Here is a 17914-nt window from a genome sequence, read left to right as displayed (position 1 = left end):
GCAATATTGTTACAAAAAACAACTATTTTGTATAATAGTAATAGAATATGTTTTTGAAATTTGATAATGAAAGAGTGAGAAGTTTGAAAGAAATATTAAAACAACAGTATGCCATTATAGATATTGGATCTAATACAATGCGTTTAGTTATTTATGAAAAGCAAAATGGAGGTTTTTATAAAGAGATTGAAAATACGAAAGTGGTTGCTAGGTTAAGGAATTACTTAATTGATGGTGTGTTGAATGAAGAGGGAATAGAAGTATTATTACAGACATTATTTCAATTTCAAGAAAGTACAAGGTTCCATCAGTTGCATCATGTACTATGTGTTGCAACAGCAACAATTAGACAGTCTGAGAATCAAGAGGAAATTAAAAAGCTTATTGAAGGACAAACGGACTTTACTCTTAGAGTATTATCAGAATATGAGGAAGCGCGTTACGGATACTTGGCGGTTATGAATTCTACATCGTTTTCAGAAGGAATAACGGTAGATATTGGTGGGGGAAGTACGGAAGTTACATACTTTAGAAATAGAGAGATTTTAGAGTACCATAGTTTTCCTTTTGGGGCACTTTCTTTAAAGCAACAATTTATTAAAGGTGATATTCCTACTAAAGATGAGTTAGAAGGAATGCAACGGTATTTAGAGTTTCAATTTCGAACGTTACCATGGTTAAGCAATAAGAAATTGCCTCTTATTGCAATTGGTGGTAGTGCGAGGAACTTAGTAAAAATCCATCAAAATTTAATATGTTATCCTATAGCAGGATTACATTTATACAAGATGAAAGAAGAAGATATTGAAAATGTAAAAGATGAATTGGAAAAATTGTCGTTCATAGAACTTCAGAAATTGGAAGGATTGGCAAAAGATCGAGCGGATACGATTATTCCAGCGGTTGAAGTATTTCATACACTTGTTCATGTTATAGAGGCACCGGCATTTGTATTAAGTAGAAAAGGGTTAAGAGAAGGTGTTTTCTATGAAGAGTTGACAAAAGATTTGGGGATTTCATATTATCCGAACGTAGTTGAAGAAAGTTTGCATTTACTATCACATGAATACGAAATGGATATGGAATTTGTAATTCAACTTATTAAACATGGAAGACTAATTTGCAAACAACTTGAGGAAATAGGGCTTATTTCTATGGCAGTAAAAGACTGGGAAGTGTTCCATCAAGCAGCGAAAGTATTTAATATAGGCAAATATATAGACGAAGAAGCGAGCCGTTTACATACGTTTTATTTATTAGCGAATAAGACAATTGATGGCATGATGCATAAAGATCGAGTAAGGCTAGCGCTAATTGCATCGTATAAATCAAAAATGTTATTTAAACAACATTTATCACCATTTGAAGGTTGGTTTGATAAAAGCGAACAAAAAAAAATCCGCCTGTTAGGAGCTGTTTTACAATTTTCAGCTACTTTAAATGTAAGGCAACGATCGCTTGTTGATACGATATCTATAACAGAAAACGAAGAAGGATTAACGTTTAAAGCTTTATGCGAACAATCGGCATTAGCGGAAAAAGTGCAAGCTGAAAAACAAAAAAAGCAGTTAGAAAGAGTATTAAAAACGAATATTAACTTGTTATTTGAACTAAAACATTAGCTTGTACGGATGTCTTTACAAAAAATTTACACTTTATAATATTGTAATTTGCTAAAATAAAAGTAACTAAATTATAGTAAAAAAGTTTCAAGGGGAAGTGTGAAGAGAATGGAATTATTGAAGGGGAATGCAGTAAATTTAAATGATACAGCTTATTACAATAATCGAGAGCTAAGTTGGTTAGCATTTAATGAACGTGTCTTACAAGAAGCGCAAGATGCAAATAATCCACTTTTGGAAAGATTGAAATTTATTAGTATTTTTAGTTCGAATTTAGATGAATTTTTTATGGTACGCGTAGCGGGATTAAAGGATCAAGTGAGTGCTGGATTTAACCAACCAGAAAATAAAGCTGGCTTAACACCAAAAAAGCAATTAAATAAAATTGCGATAAAAGCCCATGCACTAATGACAGTACAATATGATACATTTAAAAATTATGTATTGCCAGCGCTTGAATTAGAGGGAATTGAACGTTTAACATTCAATGATTTGACGAAAGAGCAGCGAGAATTTATAGAAGAGTATTTTGATGAGCAAATTTTTCCGGTGTTAACTCCTGTAGCTATTGATGCATATCGCCCATTTCCAATGTTATTAAACAAAAGTTTGAATTTAGCTACTCTTTTATATGATGAGAAGCAAGCGGAAGAAGAAAACAGGACGAAGTTAGGAATTGTACAAGTTCCTTCATTACTTGAGCGCTTTATAATTTTACCGAGCGAAGGGCAAAAGCATAAATTTATTTTATTAGAAGACGTAATTAGTAGCTTTACTCATAAATTATTTACGGGATATACAGTATCATCTGTTACTCGTTTCCGTATTACACGCAATGCAGATTTAACGATTCATGAAGAAGGTGCGAGAGATTTATTAAAGGTAATTGAAAAAGAATTAAAAAAGCGTAAGTGGGGGGCTGCTGTACGTTTAGAAGTTGGGAAAGAACACATTGATGAAAGAGTATTAGCGTTATTATATGAGGTTCTGGAAGTAAAAGATGAAGATGTATATATAATGGATGGTCCATTAGATTTAACATGTTTGTTTTCTTTATATAAAAAACTAGCTCCTTTATATGAACATCTTGTATATCCGGCTCTTATTCCGCAACCGCCTCAAGATTTAGGTGATGAAGAAGATGTATTTGAAAAAGCAATTGAGCATGATATTTTATTACATCATCCTTTTGAATCATTTCAGCCGGTAGTTGATTTTGTCCGTGATGCGGCAGACGATCCGAATGTACTTGCGATTAAACAAACGTTATATCGTGTAAGTGGTGATTCACCGATTATTCAGGCGTTAAAGATAGCGGCTGAAAAGGGAAAACAAGTGACGGTATTAGTTGAATTAAAGGCAAGGTTTGATGAAGAAAACAATGTTCACTGGGCTAAAGAATTGGAACAGGCAGGCTGTCATGTTATTTACGGTGTCAGTCACTTGAAAACACATAGTAAAATTACGCTAGTTGTAAGGAGAAAAAACGGAAAAATCGAAAGGTTCGTACATCTCGGAACTGGGAACTATAATGATGCAACAGCGAAGTTATATACTGATTTTGGATATATTACATCAAGAAAAGATTTTGGGGTCGATGCAACCAATTTCTTTAATTATTTAAGTGGTTATACAACAAAGCCACATTTTCATCATTTATCGGTTGCCCCATTTGATATAAGAGAGCAATTTATGGATTTAATAGATGAAGAAATCCGTTATCATAGGCAATATGGAAATGGATATATTATCGCTAAGATGAATTCATTAACAGATAAACCGTTAATAAAAAAAATGTACGAAGCATCACAAGCTGGAGTAAAGGTAGAGCTCATTGTTCGAGGAACATGTTGTTTAAGACCTGGTATTCCAAATGTAAGTGAAAATATTCGTGTAGTTAGTGTTGTTGGAAGATATTTAGAACATAGCCGTATTTATTATTTCCATCATAATGGGGAGGAGAAAATATATTTATCTTCAGCTGATTTGATGACGCGAAATATGGAGAAGCGAGTGGAAATATCTTTCCCGATATTAGATATTGAAATGAAGGCACGAATTAAGGCGATTTTACAGCTTACATTAGCTGATAATGTGAAAACACGTGAACAAAATAAAGATGGTGATTACTATTATGTTATTAATGGTAGTACAGAAGAAATTGATAGCCAAGTGAAGTTGTTTAAGATGGCGTATCAAAATACAGACGCCGAATAATGAAAAAAAGTAAAAACCTCTTATGTCCATAAGAGGTTTTTACTTTTTTCTACTCATATGCTCCAAAAATGGAAGGATGAGTAGAAACAATAGTTTTATTATAAGCGTGTAATGAGATAGCTCGTTGAGAGAATAATATTTGAAAGAATCGTTATTTTAACCTAGTAATAGTATGGTTGCTGACATGGTCCACCGTAACAAGGATAAGGTGCTGGCGGCGGGAAAGGTGGTGGATAAGGTGGATAAAATGGTCGAGGGCCGAAAGCTAATGCTCCGCCGAGCAATCCACCAGCAATTCCAGCTAGAAAGGGAACGCCAAAAAACGGGAAGAAGCGTGAGTCGCCTACTGGACCAATAGGTGCTGAACGGACTGGAATTGGTTGATAATATGGATACATGAACATACCTCCTTTATTGGACTCACTTTTATCATATGGTAAACGAAACATGGATGAGCGCGTACAAGAAAGGATATGTAAGAAAATAGGCGAATTATTACGAATATTGGAGTGTGAAAATTGTGATTTCAGGTTTTGACATAAAACGAAATGGGACACGTGTTCTTCCGAGGCCTCGATTGACATAGAGAGTTAAATCCTGCATCGTATAGAAGCCTTCAATATAGTCTTTGGCGAGTGATGGTGTAATAATAGCTCCTAAAAAAGGAATTTGTACTTGTCCGCCATGGCTATGACCAGAAAGTTGCAAGTTGATTGGATATTTGGAAATTTGCGGCGCGATATCTGGCTCGTGAACAAGAACGATGTTATAAGTATTTTGCCGTGCATGTTGTAATGTTTTCTCTATTTTTGGTTTGCCTAGTAGTATATCATCGAGACCGAAAATAGAAATTTCACTATTATCCATTAGACGAATTCTTTTTTCACTATTTAGCAATAGTTCAAATCCTGATTCACGCATGATGTGCTCATAGTATTCAGTTCCATATCCACCGTGATCATGGTTACCATAAATAGCGAATTTACCGAAGGGGGCTTGTATATTTTTTAAAATGGATGCGACGAAAGGAGTGTCAGTATACGTTTGATAATTATCAATGAGATCTCCGGTAAAAAGGACAATATCTGGATTTACAGCATTAATTTTAGAAACAACTTGAGATAAATGTTGAAGCGAGAAATAGTATCCGAGATGTAAATCGCTGAATTGAAGAATTTTCATACCATGAAAACTTTTTGGGATGAGTTGTGATTTTAATGTGTGCTGTGTAAAAGAAATGAAATGGGGTTCTATATATTTAGCATAGTAGTATCCGATGCCACTGGTTATAAATGAATAGAGACAAGTACGCATACCAATTTTTAAAAAATTTCTTCTTGTAATGTGCTTCATAAAAATATGAGTATACCTCAATGTTTTTATTCCATTTACAGGCTACTCAAATCTCCTTTCAGTTTATTTAAAAATATACTTTACATAATAAAAAATTAGTATAGATTACGAAAAAAAATGAATGAAAAGAAAGTTCTTTACGTTAAAATATCAGAAAAGTTTAAAAATATAAAGATTTCTATTAAATAAAGTGATAAAATGAATGTGTATTCATTTTTTGGAGGGGATGTATGTGAAAGAAAAGGTAGTTATTATAACAGGTGGATCGAGTGGAATGGGAAAAGGAATGGCGACTCGTTTTGCAAAAGAAGGGGCACGAGTTGTTATTACAGGACGTACAAAGGAAAAACTAGAGGAAACAAAGTTGGAAATTGAACAATTTCCAGGGCAAGTATTACCTGTACAAATGGATGTAAGAAATACGGATGACATTCAGAAAATGATTGAACAGATTGATGAGAAGTTTGGTAGAATTGATGTTTTAATAAATAATGCAGCTGGAAACTTTATTTGTCCAGCAGAAGATTTATCTGTGAATGGCTGGAATTCAGTCATTAATATTGTGTTAAACGGTACGTTTTACTGTAGTCATGCTGTCGGAAAATATTGGATTGAAAAAGGTATAAAAGGGAATATCATTAACATGGTAGCAACGTATGCATGGGATGCAGGTCCAGGAGTGATTCATTCGGCTGCAGCGAAGGCAGGGGTATTAGCGATGACGAAGACGCTCGCTGTTGAGTGGGGGCGTAAATATGGAATACGAGTTAACGCTATCGCGCCAGGACCAATTGAACGTACGGGCGGTGCTGATAAATTATGGATTTCAGAAGAAATGGCTAAGCGTACGATACAAAGTGTTCCGCTTGGAAGGCTGGGTACGCCAGAAGAAATCGCTGGTCTAGCTTATTATTTATGTTCAGATGAAGCTGCGTACATAAATGGAACTTGCATGACAATGGATGGAGGACAACATTTACATCAATATCCATTTTAAAAGGGATAAAAAAATGAATGATTGATTCATTTTTTATGGTTAAATGTGACGGAATTGTGACATATGAAAGAAAAGTGTTTACAAGAGGTCATATATACGTTATATTTAAGACCTCTTTTTTCTTCATAGTAGAATTGCTAATTCCCCTTAGCATTTTACCCCTCTAATCCCTTCAGGAAAACTGAAGGGATTTTTTATTATTTTTCCGTAAATATCATGTTATAATTTTTGAAAAGTAAAGGGAGGGAAGCACGTTGATAGATGCATTAGATGTAATGAGTAACTTGGATAAAGTCCTTCCTTATTATCAAGCTATTTTTAGTGCTGATGAGCATACTGTAATTGGATACGAAGTAGTAGGACGTATTCAAACAGAAGAGGGCATACAAAGTTTAGCTTCTTTCTTTCACGATGATTCGATTCCAAGTGAATTTCAACTGGAAGCGGATAATATTATAGTAGAAAAAGCTTTAAATCGTTATTTAGAAAGCGATCAAAAATTATTATTATTTATACATCGGAATGCTAATGTATTAATGAATGATGATGATGAAAGCTTGCTTCAACTTTTATTGAGGTATGAAGAACAAGGTTTAAATTTAAAACAAATTGTTTTAGAGATTACAGAGCATGAATGTAAAGAAGATATAGAGCAATTTAATCATTTGCTTATGTATTATCGTACATATGGTATTCAAATTTCGATTAATAAAGTCGGAACGGGCACAAGTAATTTAGAGCGTATTAGCGTGTTAGCACCTGATATTTTAAAAGTAGATTTAACGAACTTAAGGCAAACAGCACTTTTACAATCTTATCAAGATATTTTATATTCTTTATCATTACTTGCTAGAAGAATTGGTGCAACTTTATTATATGAAGAAATAGATGCTTTTTATCAACTGCAATATGCTTGGAAGAACGGCGGAAGATATTATCAAGGTAATTATTTAAAAGAATGTTTACCTGATTTTATTGAAACGAATGTTTTGAAAGAGCGACTAGGTAATGAATGTCATCAGTTTATTCAGCATGAAAAGAAGAAGTTACAAAAAATTTATAATTTAACAGAGATGTTACGCGATCGCATTGGCGATGTTTTATCAAAACAAAAAAAGAATGAAGATATAAATGATTGGTTATTACAATTTAGTCAAAGTGTATCACAGTGTAGTTTTCGTATATTTATTTGTAATGAAGATGGTTTCCAACAATCAGGAAATGTTATGAAAAAAGATGGAGAATGGATTGTGATGCCGGATTATTATATGAAGAACTGGAGCTGGCGCCCGTATTTTCTCGAGAATATAATGAAAATGCGTTTTGAGAATAAGGCGAGGCTTTCAGATTTATATGCAGATATTGAAACGGGAGAAATGGTACGAACATTTTCTTTCCCGATTGATGATGACAACTTTTTATTTATAGATTTATCTTATGAATATTTATATGAAGAAGATGTTTTATTTTAATGCACGAAGAGATTCGTGCATTTTTTGTTTGTTTTTATCATAAATTGGTAATAGTGAAAATGGTGATGAAAATGCTGTCTATCGTTGTAAAGATTTTACGAACGAAATCTGTCCTTTCTTTGCATAATCATTGTTACAATGAATACTACAAAGACAAGTTCTTTTAAAAGGAAGGTGAAAAAATGAGGAAATATGGAATATGGCTTGTTCTATTTGTATGTGTTGCCTTTCTAGTTGGTTATAGTGTTACGACTGTTTTAGGAAAAGAGGAAGTGGAAGTCGATCGGAAAGAAGTATTTACAACGATACAAAAAGGCTATGAAACCCAGTTTTCAATTCGTGGGAAGCATTTGCCGATGAATAAGATGATAGAGACGTTATCACCGTATTTTACAGATAATTTCCTTCAAGTATTTACAGATGAAAATAGCAGAAGTGATAAACAAAGTGGTGAATATTTACTTCCGGCAAAAGAAGCACCGTTTTCTTTTAATTCAGAAACGAAAATGTCGTATGATCAAGAGCATAAAAATTTATATGTATATGAGCGGACAAAAAGTGGACAATATCAAATTGTAACATTGAAAAGGGATCAAGATAAATGGAAGTTAGCAGGATATCATGAAAGTCAGGAACTTTTAACTGAAATAAAAAGGTTGCAACAATTATAAAGTGAAACTTTTAATTAGTGGGAGTTTTACTACCTACAAACAGCAGGATAAGAATAGGAATAGGTATTTACCTATTCCTATTCTATATTGAGTAGTTGTTGTAACTTTTCAATTTGAAAACCTGCAACTACTTCGCCATCAATTACGACTGTTGGAGTTGAATAGGAATCATAGTCGTTTAAAAGACGGTTGCGAGCAGCAGCGTCTTTTTTTACGTCAAATTCTTCATATGCAACGTTATTATGCTTCAAAAATTCTTTCACAATAACACATGGCGGACAATCAGGTTGTGTATAAACCTCAATTTTTTTCATTGTAATTCCTCCCTTTTTCTGTTTTTTATTATATTCTTCCAGTATAAAAACCGCAATAAAGAAGGGGAAATATGTTCTTTCTGTTTTTTCCTTCGCATTTCGACAAATTTTAGTTGAGTTTCTGGCTAATAACCTTTATCCTAGAGTGTGGAACATTTTTTCTGTTATGACGGATAGAATGAGTATAGCTGTAAAACCTATTGGTAGGAAGATCAGAGAAAGGAGAGATTTCATGTCTCTACTCCAAGGAATTTTAACTCGACTTGTTAGTCTACAAGAACAAGCTGAAAGCGGTGAAGTAGCACAACGCTATTTTGAAGTGAACGGTGAGCGCAAATGTAGCGTGAAATTTTTCGATAAAAGTGAAATGTATGAGTTAGAAGTGTATCAACAAGGTGAAAAACCTCAAGTGTACCAATTCGATAATATCGACATGGTTGCAATTGAGATTTACGATATCATTTCTTGATACATATAAAAAAGGTACTGCCATATGGCAGTACCTTTTTTAGTTCTATTACTTTCCAGCGTAATGTATAGAAGTTTTTTATTTTTCCTACAATGGTATTAAAATGAAAATTTAATCCGTGCAAGTTTGCTTATCCATGTGGATAAGTAGTCCCGTCAACCGGGTGAATATGTGAAGCTAAACCTCTCACAATTGCTGGGTTCTGCAAATAGCGGGAGAAATATAACTAGGAGGTTATCGTATGGAACGTTTACCAGTTGTGATTTGTCCTAATTGTCAAAGTTCTGCTGAGATTATTCATGTATTAACGGCTCAATCTAATCAAAATGTAATTTATACGTGTCAAGTTTGTCACTTTGTAATTCGAAATATTGAAACGAATAAAGGATAGGAAGTTATAATTTTAGTTTTTGTCCCATACAATGAGAATACGAAAAGTCTGTCTAATTGAAAGGACGTGACTCTGTGGACGGTGCACATAAATTTTACAATGTTTCAGAGAGACATTTAAATTTTGATATGGTCTTTAACCGTATTTGTAGTTTCATTGAAAAGGATCCACGAAATTTATATCGATTATCCATTGGGACAGACTCGCAAGCACATCAAAAGGATACGAGGTTTATTACAGCGATCCATATTCATCGTGTTGGAAAAGGTGCCTGGGGTTGTTTACACCATAGATCAGTAAAAGATAAGCCAGCAACCTTACGTGAGAAAATATATTTAGAAACGCAGTTTAGTCAAGAAATCGCATGTCTATTTACACCTACTCATATACAAACAATATGGGAGTTATTGCATCCTTATGCTCAAGATGGGGCTGGATTCATAATGGAAATTCATTTAGACATTGGGAATGATGGTTTAACAAAAGAATTTATTTTAGATATGACAGAAAAAATTCGAGCGATGGGATTAACTGCAAAAATTAAGCCGGATGCTTATGCGGCGTTTAGCTATGCAAATCGATATACGAAATGATTTTTTGTATGTTTAAGATTGCTACATATCTTTTAATAAAAACTGAATATTACATCTATTAAATAGGTTGAATTTTTTATATAATAAGAGTAACGATGCGAGTGTAAGGAGAGGGGTATATGCAAAGGGAAGTTGTTTTAACGAAGGAAGAAGAAAGTTTACTACTAGATATTTTATTTCAGCAAAATTATGCAAGTGAAATTTTAGCTGTGGAACTTACAGATATTGAGAATGGTTTGAAACAGACAGATGTGATGCAATATAAAAAAATCACAAGGTTATTTTACAGATTAAAAAATAAAGGGTATTAAGCGCTACCGGAATGGTAGTCTTTTTTTTGTGCTGTATGCTAAAATAGCTGTGTGATTGTATTTTTATTGAAATAAATTTAGGACAAAATAATAATATGAAAACGCTGTCATAAAATGTGAATAGAGTTGTGAACATAAGAAGGAAAAAGGGAAAATGGGGGATGTAATATGATTAGTATTCCGAAAGACGAATTTCAACAAATTCTTGTGAAGGATTTAATGATTTCATCGGAAAAAGTAGCTCATGTCCAAATTGGAAATGGTTTAGAACATGCTTTACTCGTTCTTGTGAAATCTGGATATTCGGCGATACCTGTCTTAGATCCAATGTATAAATTACATGGTTTGATTAGTACTGCCATGATATTAGATGGTATGTTAGGATTAGAGCGTATTGAGTTTGAAAGACTTGATGATATGAAAGTAGAGCAGGTGATGAAGGAAGATATACCTTTTCTTAAATTAGAAGATTCATTTGCAAAAGCTTTAGAAATGACAATTGATCATCCTTTTATTTGCGCTGTTAATGAAGATGGCTATTTTGAGGGGATTTTAACACGTCGGGCTATTTTAAAATTGTTGAATAAGAAAGTAAGGCAACATAATCGATAACGTGAGAAAAGTGACTTCATAGAAACGAAGAAGTCACTTTTTTTTCGTGCATATCACTTGTGTATGTATTATATTTAAAAAGACATAAAACATAAGAAAAGTTTGCGCTGGACAATTGTATTTTCTGAATGAAAGCTTATTGAAATAAGGTGTATGGAAGCTAAGGAAAGAGGGAGAAAGTTGCAAATTGATGATTTTCAAATGATGGTTGTGTTAGCTCAGGAATCAAATATGAGAAAAGCGGCGGAACGTTTATTTGTTTCCCAACCTGCGCTGAGTCAACGATTACAATCTATGGAGAAACAATGGGGAATGAAGTTTTTTATTCGCTCACAAAAAGGATTGACAATTACGCCTGAAGGGGAAAAAGTTGCAAATTATGCCAAAGAAATGTTGCAAAAGGAAGAGAATATAAAAAGTGAGCTAGCTGTTTTTAGAACGGAAACTCATGGAACGTTAAAAATAGCTGTTGCATCAGTTATTGGTCAATATTGGCTCCCTCCTGTTTTGAAAAAGTTTGTGCATAAATATCCTTCTGTAAAGATATCGCTGTTTACTGGATGGAGTAGTGAAGTGCAAAAGCAGTTTTATGAAGGAGACGTTCATGTTGCTATACTGAGGGGAACACAAGAATATAAAGGTCAAAAGCAACAATTATTTGAAGATGAACTGTATTTAGTTGATAAAGAAATAAAAGATATTTCGATGCTAAAAGAAACAAATAGACCGTTTATTCAATTTAAAAGTGACTCAACTTATTATGGACAAATACAAAATTGGTGGTATGGTTTATTTTCTAATCCGCCTAAGCGAACGATTGTAGTTGACCAAATTGAAACATGCAAACAACTTGTTTTAAATGGTATAGGTTACGCCCTTTTACCTTCTACTGTTTTAAAGGAAGTACAGGAAAATATGTATAAAACACCTGTTCAACTGACGAGAGAAACATGGTTGTTAACAAGTGACTCGGCAAGACAGTTGAAGCAAGTACAAGCATTTTTAGAAATTATAGAAGAAATTCAAAGGGAAAAATAAGATTATTATCTTGCTACTCGCTCTTTCGTTTGGTAGAGTAACATTATAAATGGATTTAGGAGGCAACAAGAATGAAAATGATGGACGCTAACGAAATTATTTCGTTTATTCAAAAAAGTGAAAAGAAAACTCCTGTAAAGGTATACATAAAAGGGGATTTAAAAGAAGTAACATTCCCTGAAACAGTACAAGCATTTGTGAATAAAAAATCAGGTGTATTATTCGGAGAATGGTCTGAAATTAAGACAATTCTTGATGAGAATAATAAGCACATCGTTGACTACGTTGTAGAAAACGATCGTCGTAATTCTGCAATTCCAATGCTTGATTTAAAAGGTATTAAAGCTCGCATCGAGCCAGGTGCTATTATTCGTGACCATGTTGAAATTGGTGACAACGCTGTAATTATGATGAATGCAACAATTAACATTGGTGCTGTAATTGGTGAAGGTTCTATGATCGACATGAACGCAGTACTTGGTGGACGTGCAACAGTCGGTAAAAACTGTCACGTAGGTGCAGGTGCTGTACTTGCAGGTGTTATTGAGCCACCTTCTGCAAAACCAGTTATCGTTGAAGATGATGTAGTAATCGGTGCAAACGTAGTTGTTTTAGAGGGTGTTACAGTAGGTAAAGGTGCAGTTGTAGCAGCGGGAGCTGTTGTAACAGAAGATGTGCCTCCATACACAGTTGTTGCAGGTACTCCAGCACGTGTAATTAAAGAAATTGATGAGAAGACAAAAGCAAAAACAGAAATTAAACAAGAGCTTCGTCAATTAAACCCAGAGAAATAAAAAGCAAAAAAAGCGTAAGAGCGTAAATGGGCTCTTACGCTTTTTATAGATAGAGGTGCAAAAATGACAGTAAGCAAATTTGTCCAAATTCGTAGAGATCTACATAGAATTCCAGAAATCGGATTTAAGGAATGGAAAACACAACAGTATATTTTAGATTATATAGGAACACTTTCTCATGAATTTGTGGAAGTGAAGACATGGAAAACGGGTGTAATCGTTAAAGTAAATGGAAGAAATCCAGAAAAAATAATAGGTTATCGTGCAGATATAGACGGTCTGCCAATTACAGAGGAAACTGGATATGAGTTTGCTTCTATTCATGAAGGAATGATGCATGCATGTGGCCACGATGTACATACAACAATCGGTTTAGGCCTTCTAACGAAAGCTGTGAGCGAAAGAATAGATGATGACCTTGTATTTCTATTCCAGCCAGCAGAAGAAGGACCAGGCGGTGCTCTTCCTATGTTAGAAAGTGAAGAGTTAAAAGAATGGAAACCAAATATAATTCTTGGTCTTCATATTGCACCAGAATACGCTGTAGGGACAATTGCAACGAAAGAAGGACTGTTATTTGCTAATACTTCAGAATTATATATTGATTTAAAAGGGAAAGGTGGCCATGCTGCCTATCCGCATACTGCAAATGATATGATTGTTGCAGCGAGTCATCTTGTTACACAGCTTCAATCCGTTATTAGTCGCAATGTAAATCCTCTTGATAGTGCAGTAATTACAATCGGGAAAATTACAGGTGGTACGGTTCAAAATATTATTGCAGAAAAATCTCGTTTAGAAGGAACGATTCGAACATTATCAGTGGAATCAATGAAGCGTGTGAAAAGCAGAATTGAGGCAATTGTTGCAGGTATCGAAGCTTCTTTCCAGTGTGAGGCGATTATAGATTACGGAGCAATGTATCATCAAGTATATAACCATGAAGAGTTAACGAGAGAGTTTATGCAATTTGTACATAAACAAACAGATATGAATGTTATTAAATGCACTGAGGCAATGACAGGTGAAGATTTTGGTTATATGCTTCGAGAAATCCCTGGATTTATGTTTTGGCTTGGAGTAAATTCAGAATATGGTTTACATCATGCGAAATTAAAACCAGACGAAGAAGTGATTGAAAAGGCAATTACATTTTTAAGCCAATATGTAAAGTGGAAAGGGAATAGAAAATAAAACTTCCGCTTTAATGAAGGTTCCAAAAAACTTTTTGTTCTGAGGTGTAAGTAACGCTCGTATAGATTGATTTTAGACATTTACATACAAATGAAAGAATAAAGTTAATTGGACTGTTTTAATAATGAGCAGGGGGTTTTTAGCCACTGCTCATTATTAATTATTTGACTAACTTATATATGTTTACTTTTAGTATGAAAAGTGTGTAAAATCAATGTGAAACATAGAAAAAAGGGTGGGGAATTACGTGCAAATTAGCAGTGCGATTTTATGTTTCGTCTTATATGCGTATGTTATTATTGCGGCGGTTTATTTTGGGATAAGTTTTTATGCCTATCGTTTAGTAGATAATAATGAATATGACGAAACATACAAATGGGTGAAGAGATATTTATCACCTGTACTAGAAATTATGAATGGGTTTGTGCTCTTTTTATTTATTGGATTAATTGCTTTCTCAACGAGTTTAGTAGGGAATAAAACTACGTTATTTGTATTGGGTATCATTATTTTTATGTTGTTAGGAATAAGGATTGGTAATACGGTCTTTTGGAATGAAAGAAAAGTAGATGGTTGGACGGGAATGTTAATTCCATGTATGTTAGCTGCAATCGTGACAAATATAGAACATGAATATTATCAATTACATTTTTGGCTTATTATCGTTTTAACAATTCTTTCTGTTTTGTATATAAGCACAGTAGTACTAACATATATTGCACATGAAAAAGGAGATGTTAAAGGCACTCGTTTCTTTAGAGGACGGGCATTATTTTGGAGTGTGCCGACGATGGCAGTTATCGCGCTTATTGCGATATTAGTAAATGGATATCAATTTTCTAGTTGGCAACTATTTTTAGAAAATTGGTGGATCTTTATCTTTTCGTTTATTGCTTTTTTAGGTGCAACGCATTATTTATTCCATCAACATCATTACATATGGGCGTTGTTATTTGCATTCATACAGCTCCTATTTGCCTTTTTTGGTCAAGAAACATTATTATTCGTTTTTGAAACATTTAGTTCGTTTGGAAATATATTTGTATTTGCTATGTTACTTGTTGGTATCGCTTTTTACTTGCAACAATATTTTTATATACAAAAACAAAAATAAGAGCTAATTACAGTTTTTGTGACGCATATAAAGTGTGTTACACTGAAAATAAATAGTACTTGAAGTTATTGGAGGAATTCCTGTGGGTGAGAAAGAAAAAGAATTTGCTGTCATTGGACTTGGTCGCTTTGGTGGAAGTATTTGCCGAGAACTAGCTCAATTAGGTATGGAAGTAATGGCAATCGATTCAGATGAGGATAAAATTAATGAATTTGCAAATATAGCTTCGCATGCTGTAATTGCAGATTCAACAGATGAGATGGTATTAAAAAGCCTTGGTATTCGAAATTTTGATCACGTAGTCGTTGCTATTGGAGATAATTTAAATTCAAGTATTTTAACTACTTTGATTTTGAAAGAGTTGGGTGTAAAAAATATTACTGTAAAAGCTCAAAATGATTATCATGAAAAAGTGTTAAGTAAAATAGGTGCAGATCATATTGTGCATCCAGAACGTGATATGGGGAAAAGGATTGCTAATAATATTGCATCAAGCAATGTGTTAGACTACCTTGAGCTTTCAGATGAGCATAGTATTGTAGAGATTATTGCGAATAAAAAAATTGATGGGCACTCTTTAATTGAATTAGATATTCGTGCGAAGTTTGGATTGAATATTGTAGCAATTAAACGAGGTAAAGAAGTTATCGTATCCCCTCGGGCTACGGAGAATATTCAAGCAGGAGATATATTAATTGTCATTGGTCATGACGATGAAGTGGATCGATTTAAACACTTTTTAAGATAAGAGAAAAGAAAAGGACAATGCCTTCATAGCATTGTCCTTTTTCTTATATTTCCATAATGATTGGTAAAATCATTGGACGGCGTTTCGTTTTCTCATATAGGAATGGAGCTAATGTGTCTGTAATTTCATTTTTAATTTCAGACCATTGTGTTGTTTTACGCTCCATTACTTTTTCTAAATGAGTTGTAATTAATGTTTGTGCATCATTGATTAGATCGCTGCTTTCACGCATGTAAACGAAACCGCGTGAGATGATATCAGGTCCTGCTGCAACTTTAAATTCTTTCATATCAATGCTTACAACTACAATTACAAGTCCTTCTTCAGAAAGGATACGACGATCTCGTAATACGATATTGCCGATATCCCCAATACCATTTCCATCAATGTAGACCGAACCAGATGGGATTTTTCCAGCTACGCTAGCTTCATCCGAACGTAAAGCAAGAACATCGCCATTATCCATAATGAAGCAATTTTCTTCAGGGATACCACAATCATTTGCTATGTTCATGTGCATACGCTGCATACGATATTCACCATGAATTGGCATGAAGTACTTCGGTTTAATTAGACGTAACATTAACTTTTGTTCTTCTTGTCCACCGTGTCCACTTGTATGGATATTGGAAAGTTTCCCGTGAATTACATCAGCGCCAGCGCGGTACAACATGTTAATTGTACGACTTACGCTAATTGTATTTCCTGGAATTGGTGAAGAAGAGAAAACAACTGTATCTCCAGGAATAATTTGAATTTGGCGGTGTGTACCGTTTGCAATACGTGAAAGTGCTGCCATCGGTTCACCTTGACTACCTGTACATAAAATAACAACTTTATTAGCTGGTAAGCGGTTTAGTTGAGATGCATCTATGAATGTATCTTTCGGGCAACGAATATAACCAAGGTTTTGTCCGATTTCAATCGCTGCTTCCATACTTCGACCAAACACAGCTACTTTACGGTTGTTTTCAACAGCAGCTTCAATAACTTGTTGTAAGCGGTGAATATTCGATGCAAAGGTTGCGAATATAATCCGTCCGTCTACTTTACGGAAAATGTCTTGAATGCTATCACCAACGCGACGCTCAGACATAGTAAAGTTTGGAACTTCACTGTTCGTACTATCAGATAATAGACATAGCACGCCATCTTTACCGATTTCAGCCATTTTTGTTAAATCAGCTGGTTCACCAACTGGTGTGAAATCAAATTTGAAATCACCTGTATGAACAACTTGACCTTGAGGGGTTTTCACAACAACGCCGTACGAATCTGGAATACTGTGAGTTGTACGGAAGAAGGATACAGACGTTTTTTTGAATTTAATAACGTCATCTTCTTGAATTTCGTAAAGTTTTGCTTTACGAAGTAAGCCGTGTTCTTCTAATTTGTTTTTGATGAGTGCAATTGCTAATTTTCCGCCGTAAATCGGGATGTTCACTTGACGTAATAGGTAAGGGATTCCGCCGATATGATCTTCGTGACCATGTGTAATGAATAACCCTTTAATTTTATCTTCGTTTCGCACAAAATAAGTGTAGTCTGGTATTACATAATCGATTCCGAGAAGTTCGTCCTCTGGAAATTTAATTCCAGCATCAATTATAATAATTTCATCTTGAAATTGAACAGCGTATGTATTTTTACCGATTTCACCAAGCCCACCGAGAGCAAATACAGCAACTTGGTCGTTTTTTAGAAATTTCATATCGCTATACGATTTCCGCTAATGTTAAATCAGCGTTTTCTTTTTCATATTCAAGATGAGCGCCAGTAACAGACTGAACAAACTCGATATTATATGCGAACTTATTTAATTTTGTACGAACATCCTTTTCAGACGTAGCCTCTAAATATAAAACTTTTGTATTTTCACGTACTGGAACCTCAGTTAATTTTTCTTGATAAAATACTTTAAAAATCATTTGGAAAACCTCTCCTTGTCTATGTTTTGCATTATCTGTTACTTATTATAAAGCAAACAGTCACGATTTTCATGTT

20 protein-coding genes are annotated in these 17914 nt (G+C 34.1%); 15 read left to right on the top strand and 5 right to left on the bottom strand.

Features of this window, described 5'->3' with window-relative positions; genetic code table 11:
- Nucleotides 1–47 precede the first annotated feature (47 nt).
- Both ppx and ACTJJY_RS10000 read left to right on the top strand, forming a co-directional pair.
- Nucleotides 48–1622 carry an exopolyphosphatase gene (ppx, locus tag ACTJJY_RS10005; RefSeq protein WP_440605439.1) on the top strand — a complete coding sequence of 525 codons (1575 nt, stop codon included), beginning with the start codon at nucleotides 48–50 and terminating at the stop codon, nucleotides 1620–1622.
- Nucleotides 1623–1730: 108 nt separating this feature from the next.
- Nucleotides 1731–3839, top strand: a complete 2109-nt coding sequence (locus ACTJJY_RS10000; RefSeq protein WP_000421680.1) for a polyphosphate kinase — start codon at nucleotides 1731–1733, stop codon at nucleotides 3837–3839.
- A gap of 161 nt (nucleotides 3840–4000) precedes the next feature.
- Here ACTJJY_RS10000 and ACTJJY_RS09995 read toward each other — a convergent pair whose 3' ends face one another.
- Entirely contained in the window at nucleotides 4001–4237 is a 237-nt protein-coding gene (locus ACTJJY_RS09995) for a hypothetical protein (protein WP_000283738.1), read from the bottom strand.
- Between the two features lie 97 nt (nucleotides 4238–4334).
- Nucleotides 4335–5192 carry a metallophosphoesterase gene (locus ACTJJY_RS09990; RefSeq protein ID WP_065486095.1) on the bottom strand — a complete coding sequence of 286 codons (858 nt, stop codon included), beginning with the start codon at nucleotides 5190–5192 and terminating at the stop codon, nucleotides 4335–4337.
- A gap of 232 nt (nucleotides 5193–5424) precedes the next feature.
- Between ACTJJY_RS09990 and fadH the strand changes: the two genes are divergently transcribed.
- The 3 genes from fadH to ACTJJY_RS09975 all read left to right on the top strand — a co-directional run bounded on the left by fadH (nucleotide 5425) and on the right by ACTJJY_RS09975 (nucleotide 8332).
- Nucleotides 5425–6189 (top strand): 2,4-dienoyl-CoA reductase, encoded by a 765-nt coding sequence (gene fadH, locus ACTJJY_RS09985; protein WP_000660913.1) that lies wholly within the window; start codon nucleotides 5425–5427, stop codon nucleotides 6187–6189.
- Nucleotides 6190–6443: 254 nt separating this feature from the next.
- On the top strand, nucleotides 6444–7661 hold the full coding sequence (locus tag ACTJJY_RS09980; protein ID WP_000564306.1) for an EAL domain-containing protein: 1218 nt from the start codon (nucleotides 6444–6446) through the stop codon (nucleotides 7659–7661).
- A 182-nt stretch (nucleotides 7662–7843) separates the two neighbouring features.
- A complete protein-coding gene (locus ACTJJY_RS09975; RefSeq protein ID WP_001233805.1) occupies nucleotides 7844–8332 on the top strand; it encodes a DUF3993 domain-containing protein in 489 nt (162 codons plus the stop codon).
- Between the two features lie 77 nt (nucleotides 8333–8409).
- On the opposite strand, the gene ACTJJY_RS09970 is transcribed toward ACTJJY_RS09975, so the two are convergent.
- Nucleotides 8410–8646: a glutaredoxin family protein gene (locus tag ACTJJY_RS09970; RefSeq protein ID WP_000717873.1), complete on the bottom strand. Its 237-nt coding sequence runs from the start codon at nucleotides 8644–8646 to the stop codon at nucleotides 8410–8412.
- Nucleotides 8647–8878: 232 nt separating this feature from the next.
- Between ACTJJY_RS09970 and ACTJJY_RS09965 the strand changes: the two genes are divergently transcribed.
- The 10 genes from ACTJJY_RS09965 (at nucleotide 8879) to ACTJJY_RS09920 (ending at nucleotide 15910) form a co-directional block, all read left to right on the top strand.
- Complete coding sequence (locus tag ACTJJY_RS09965; protein WP_000055151.1) at nucleotides 8879–9115, top strand: YkuJ family protein; 237 nt, start codon at nucleotides 8879–8881, stop codon at nucleotides 9113–9115.
- A gap of 241 nt (nucleotides 9116–9356) precedes the next feature.
- The gene (locus ACTJJY_RS09960) at nucleotides 9357–9506 is read left to right on the top strand and encodes a hypothetical protein (RefSeq protein ID WP_000440540.1); all 150 of its coding nucleotides are present in this window, start codon (nucleotides 9357–9359) and stop codon (nucleotides 9504–9506) included.
- Nucleotides 9507–9580: 74 nt separating this feature from the next.
- Nucleotides 9581–10099, top strand: a complete 519-nt coding sequence (locus tag ACTJJY_RS09955) for a ribonuclease H-like YkuK family protein (RefSeq protein WP_000348489.1) — start codon at nucleotides 9581–9583, stop codon at nucleotides 10097–10099.
- Between the two features lie 119 nt (nucleotides 10100–10218).
- Nucleotides 10219–10410, top strand: a complete 192-nt coding sequence (gene abbA / locus ACTJJY_RS09950) for an antirepressor AbbA (RefSeq protein ID WP_001188692.1) — start codon at nucleotides 10219–10221, stop codon at nucleotides 10408–10410.
- Between the two features lie 168 nt (nucleotides 10411–10578).
- Nucleotides 10579–11022 (top strand): cyclic-di-AMP-binding protein CbpB, encoded by a 444-nt coding sequence (gene cbpB, locus ACTJJY_RS09945; RefSeq protein WP_098033169.1) that lies wholly within the window; start codon nucleotides 10579–10581, stop codon nucleotides 11020–11022.
- Nucleotides 11023–11175: 153 nt separating this feature from the next.
- Nucleotides 11176–12060 (top strand): LysR family transcriptional regulator, encoded by an 885-nt coding sequence (locus ACTJJY_RS09940; RefSeq protein WP_089171699.1) that lies wholly within the window; start codon nucleotides 11176–11178, stop codon nucleotides 12058–12060.
- A gap of 71 nt (nucleotides 12061–12131) precedes the next feature.
- Nucleotides 12132–12854 carry a 2,3,4,5-tetrahydropyridine-2,6-dicarboxylate N-acetyltransferase gene (gene dapD / locus ACTJJY_RS09935; RefSeq protein WP_000783241.1) on the top strand — a complete coding sequence of 241 codons (723 nt, stop codon included), beginning with the start codon at nucleotides 12132–12134 and terminating at the stop codon, nucleotides 12852–12854.
- Nucleotides 12855–12917: 63 nt separating this feature from the next.
- The gene (locus ACTJJY_RS09930) at nucleotides 12918–14048 is read left to right on the top strand and encodes an N-acetyldiaminopimelate deacetylase (RefSeq protein ID WP_440605438.1); all 1131 of its coding nucleotides are present in this window, start codon (nucleotides 12918–12920) and stop codon (nucleotides 14046–14048) included.
- Between the two features lie 247 nt (nucleotides 14049–14295).
- On the top strand, nucleotides 14296–15162 hold the full coding sequence (locus tag ACTJJY_RS09925) for a hypothetical protein (RefSeq protein WP_001167322.1): 867 nt from the start codon (nucleotides 14296–14298) through the stop codon (nucleotides 15160–15162).
- An 82-nt stretch (nucleotides 15163–15244) separates the two neighbouring features.
- Nucleotides 15245–15910 (top strand): potassium channel family protein, encoded by a 666-nt coding sequence (locus ACTJJY_RS09920; protein WP_000504032.1) that lies wholly within the window; start codon nucleotides 15245–15247, stop codon nucleotides 15908–15910.
- Between the two features lie 43 nt (nucleotides 15911–15953).
- Here the strand turns inward: ACTJJY_RS09920 and rnjA are convergent, their stop codons facing one another.
- Entirely contained in the window at nucleotides 15954–17621 is a 1668-nt protein-coding gene (rnjA, locus tag ACTJJY_RS09915; protein WP_000670375.1) for a ribonuclease J1, read from the bottom strand.
- Between the two features lie 4 nt (nucleotides 17622–17625).
- Nucleotides 17626–17838, bottom strand: a complete 213-nt coding sequence (locus ACTJJY_RS09910; RefSeq protein WP_000576435.1) for a DNA-dependent RNA polymerase subunit epsilon — start codon at nucleotides 17836–17838, stop codon at nucleotides 17626–17628.
- Nucleotides 17839–17914: the final 76 nt, after the last annotated feature.

This window comes from Bacillus sp. 22475, from assembly GCF_052044835.1.
In the GTDB taxonomy this organism is placed as follows: Bacteria; Bacillota; Bacilli; order Bacillales; family Bacillaceae_G; genus Bacillus_A; species Bacillus_A cereus.
The sequence above is the reverse complement of the archived record's forward strand: the minus strand, read 5'-3'. Positions and strand labels throughout refer to the sequence as shown.

Bases quoted from the DNA above. Each gene is read 5' to 3' on its own strand.
- ACTJJY_RS09995 (WP_000283738.1), bottom strand. From the start codon at position 4,237: ATGTATCCATATTATCAACCAATTCCAGTCCGTTCAGCACCTATTGGT.
- abbA (WP_001188692.1), top strand. From the start codon at position 10,219: ATGCAAAGGGAAGTTGTTTTAACGAAGGAAGAAGAAAGTTTACTACTA.
- ACTJJY_RS09975 (WP_001233805.1), top strand. From the start codon at position 7,844: ATGAGGAAATATGGAATATGGCTTGTTCTATTTGTATGTGTTGCCTTT.
- ACTJJY_RS09930 (WP_440605438.1), top strand. From the start codon at position 12,918: ATGACAGTAAGCAAATTTGTCCAAATTCGTAGAGATCTACATAGAATT.
- ACTJJY_RS09970 (WP_000717873.1), bottom strand. From the start codon at position 8,646: ATGAAAAAAATTGAGGTTTATACACAACCTGATTGTCCGCCATGTGTT.
- ACTJJY_RS09960 (WP_000440540.1), top strand. From the start codon at position 9,357: ATGGAACGTTTACCAGTTGTGATTTGTCCTAATTGTCAAAGTTCTGCT.
- ACTJJY_RS09910 (WP_000576435.1), bottom strand. From the start codon at position 17,838: ATGATTTTTAAAGTATTTTATCAAGAAAAATTAACTGAGGTTCCAGTA.
- ACTJJY_RS09965 (WP_000055151.1), top strand. From the start codon at position 8,879: ATGTCTCTACTCCAAGGAATTTTAACTCGACTTGTTAGTCTACAAGAA.
- ACTJJY_RS09940 (WP_089171699.1), top strand. From the start codon at position 11,176: ATGGAAGCTAAGGAAAGAGGGAGAAAGTTGCAAATTGATGATTTTCAA.
- rnjA (WP_000670375.1), bottom strand. From the start codon at position 17,621: ATGAAATTTCTAAAAAACGACCAAGTTGCTGTATTTGCTCTCGGTGGG.
- ACTJJY_RS10000 (WP_000421680.1), top strand. From the start codon at position 1,731: ATGGAATTATTGAAGGGGAATGCAGTAAATTTAAATGATACAGCTTAT.
- ACTJJY_RS09990 (WP_065486095.1), bottom strand. From the start codon at position 5,192: ATGAAGCACATTACAAGAAGAAATTTTTTAAAAATTGGTATGCGTACT.
- dapD (WP_000783241.1), top strand. From the start codon at position 12,132: ATGAAAATGATGGACGCTAACGAAATTATTTCGTTTATTCAAAAAAGT.
- cbpB (WP_098033169.1), top strand. From the start codon at position 10,579: ATGATTAGTATTCCGAAAGACGAATTTCAACAAATTCTTGTGAAGGAT.
- ppx (WP_440605439.1), top strand. From the start codon at position 48: ATGTTTTTGAAATTTGATAATGAAAGAGTGAGAAGTTTGAAAGAAATA.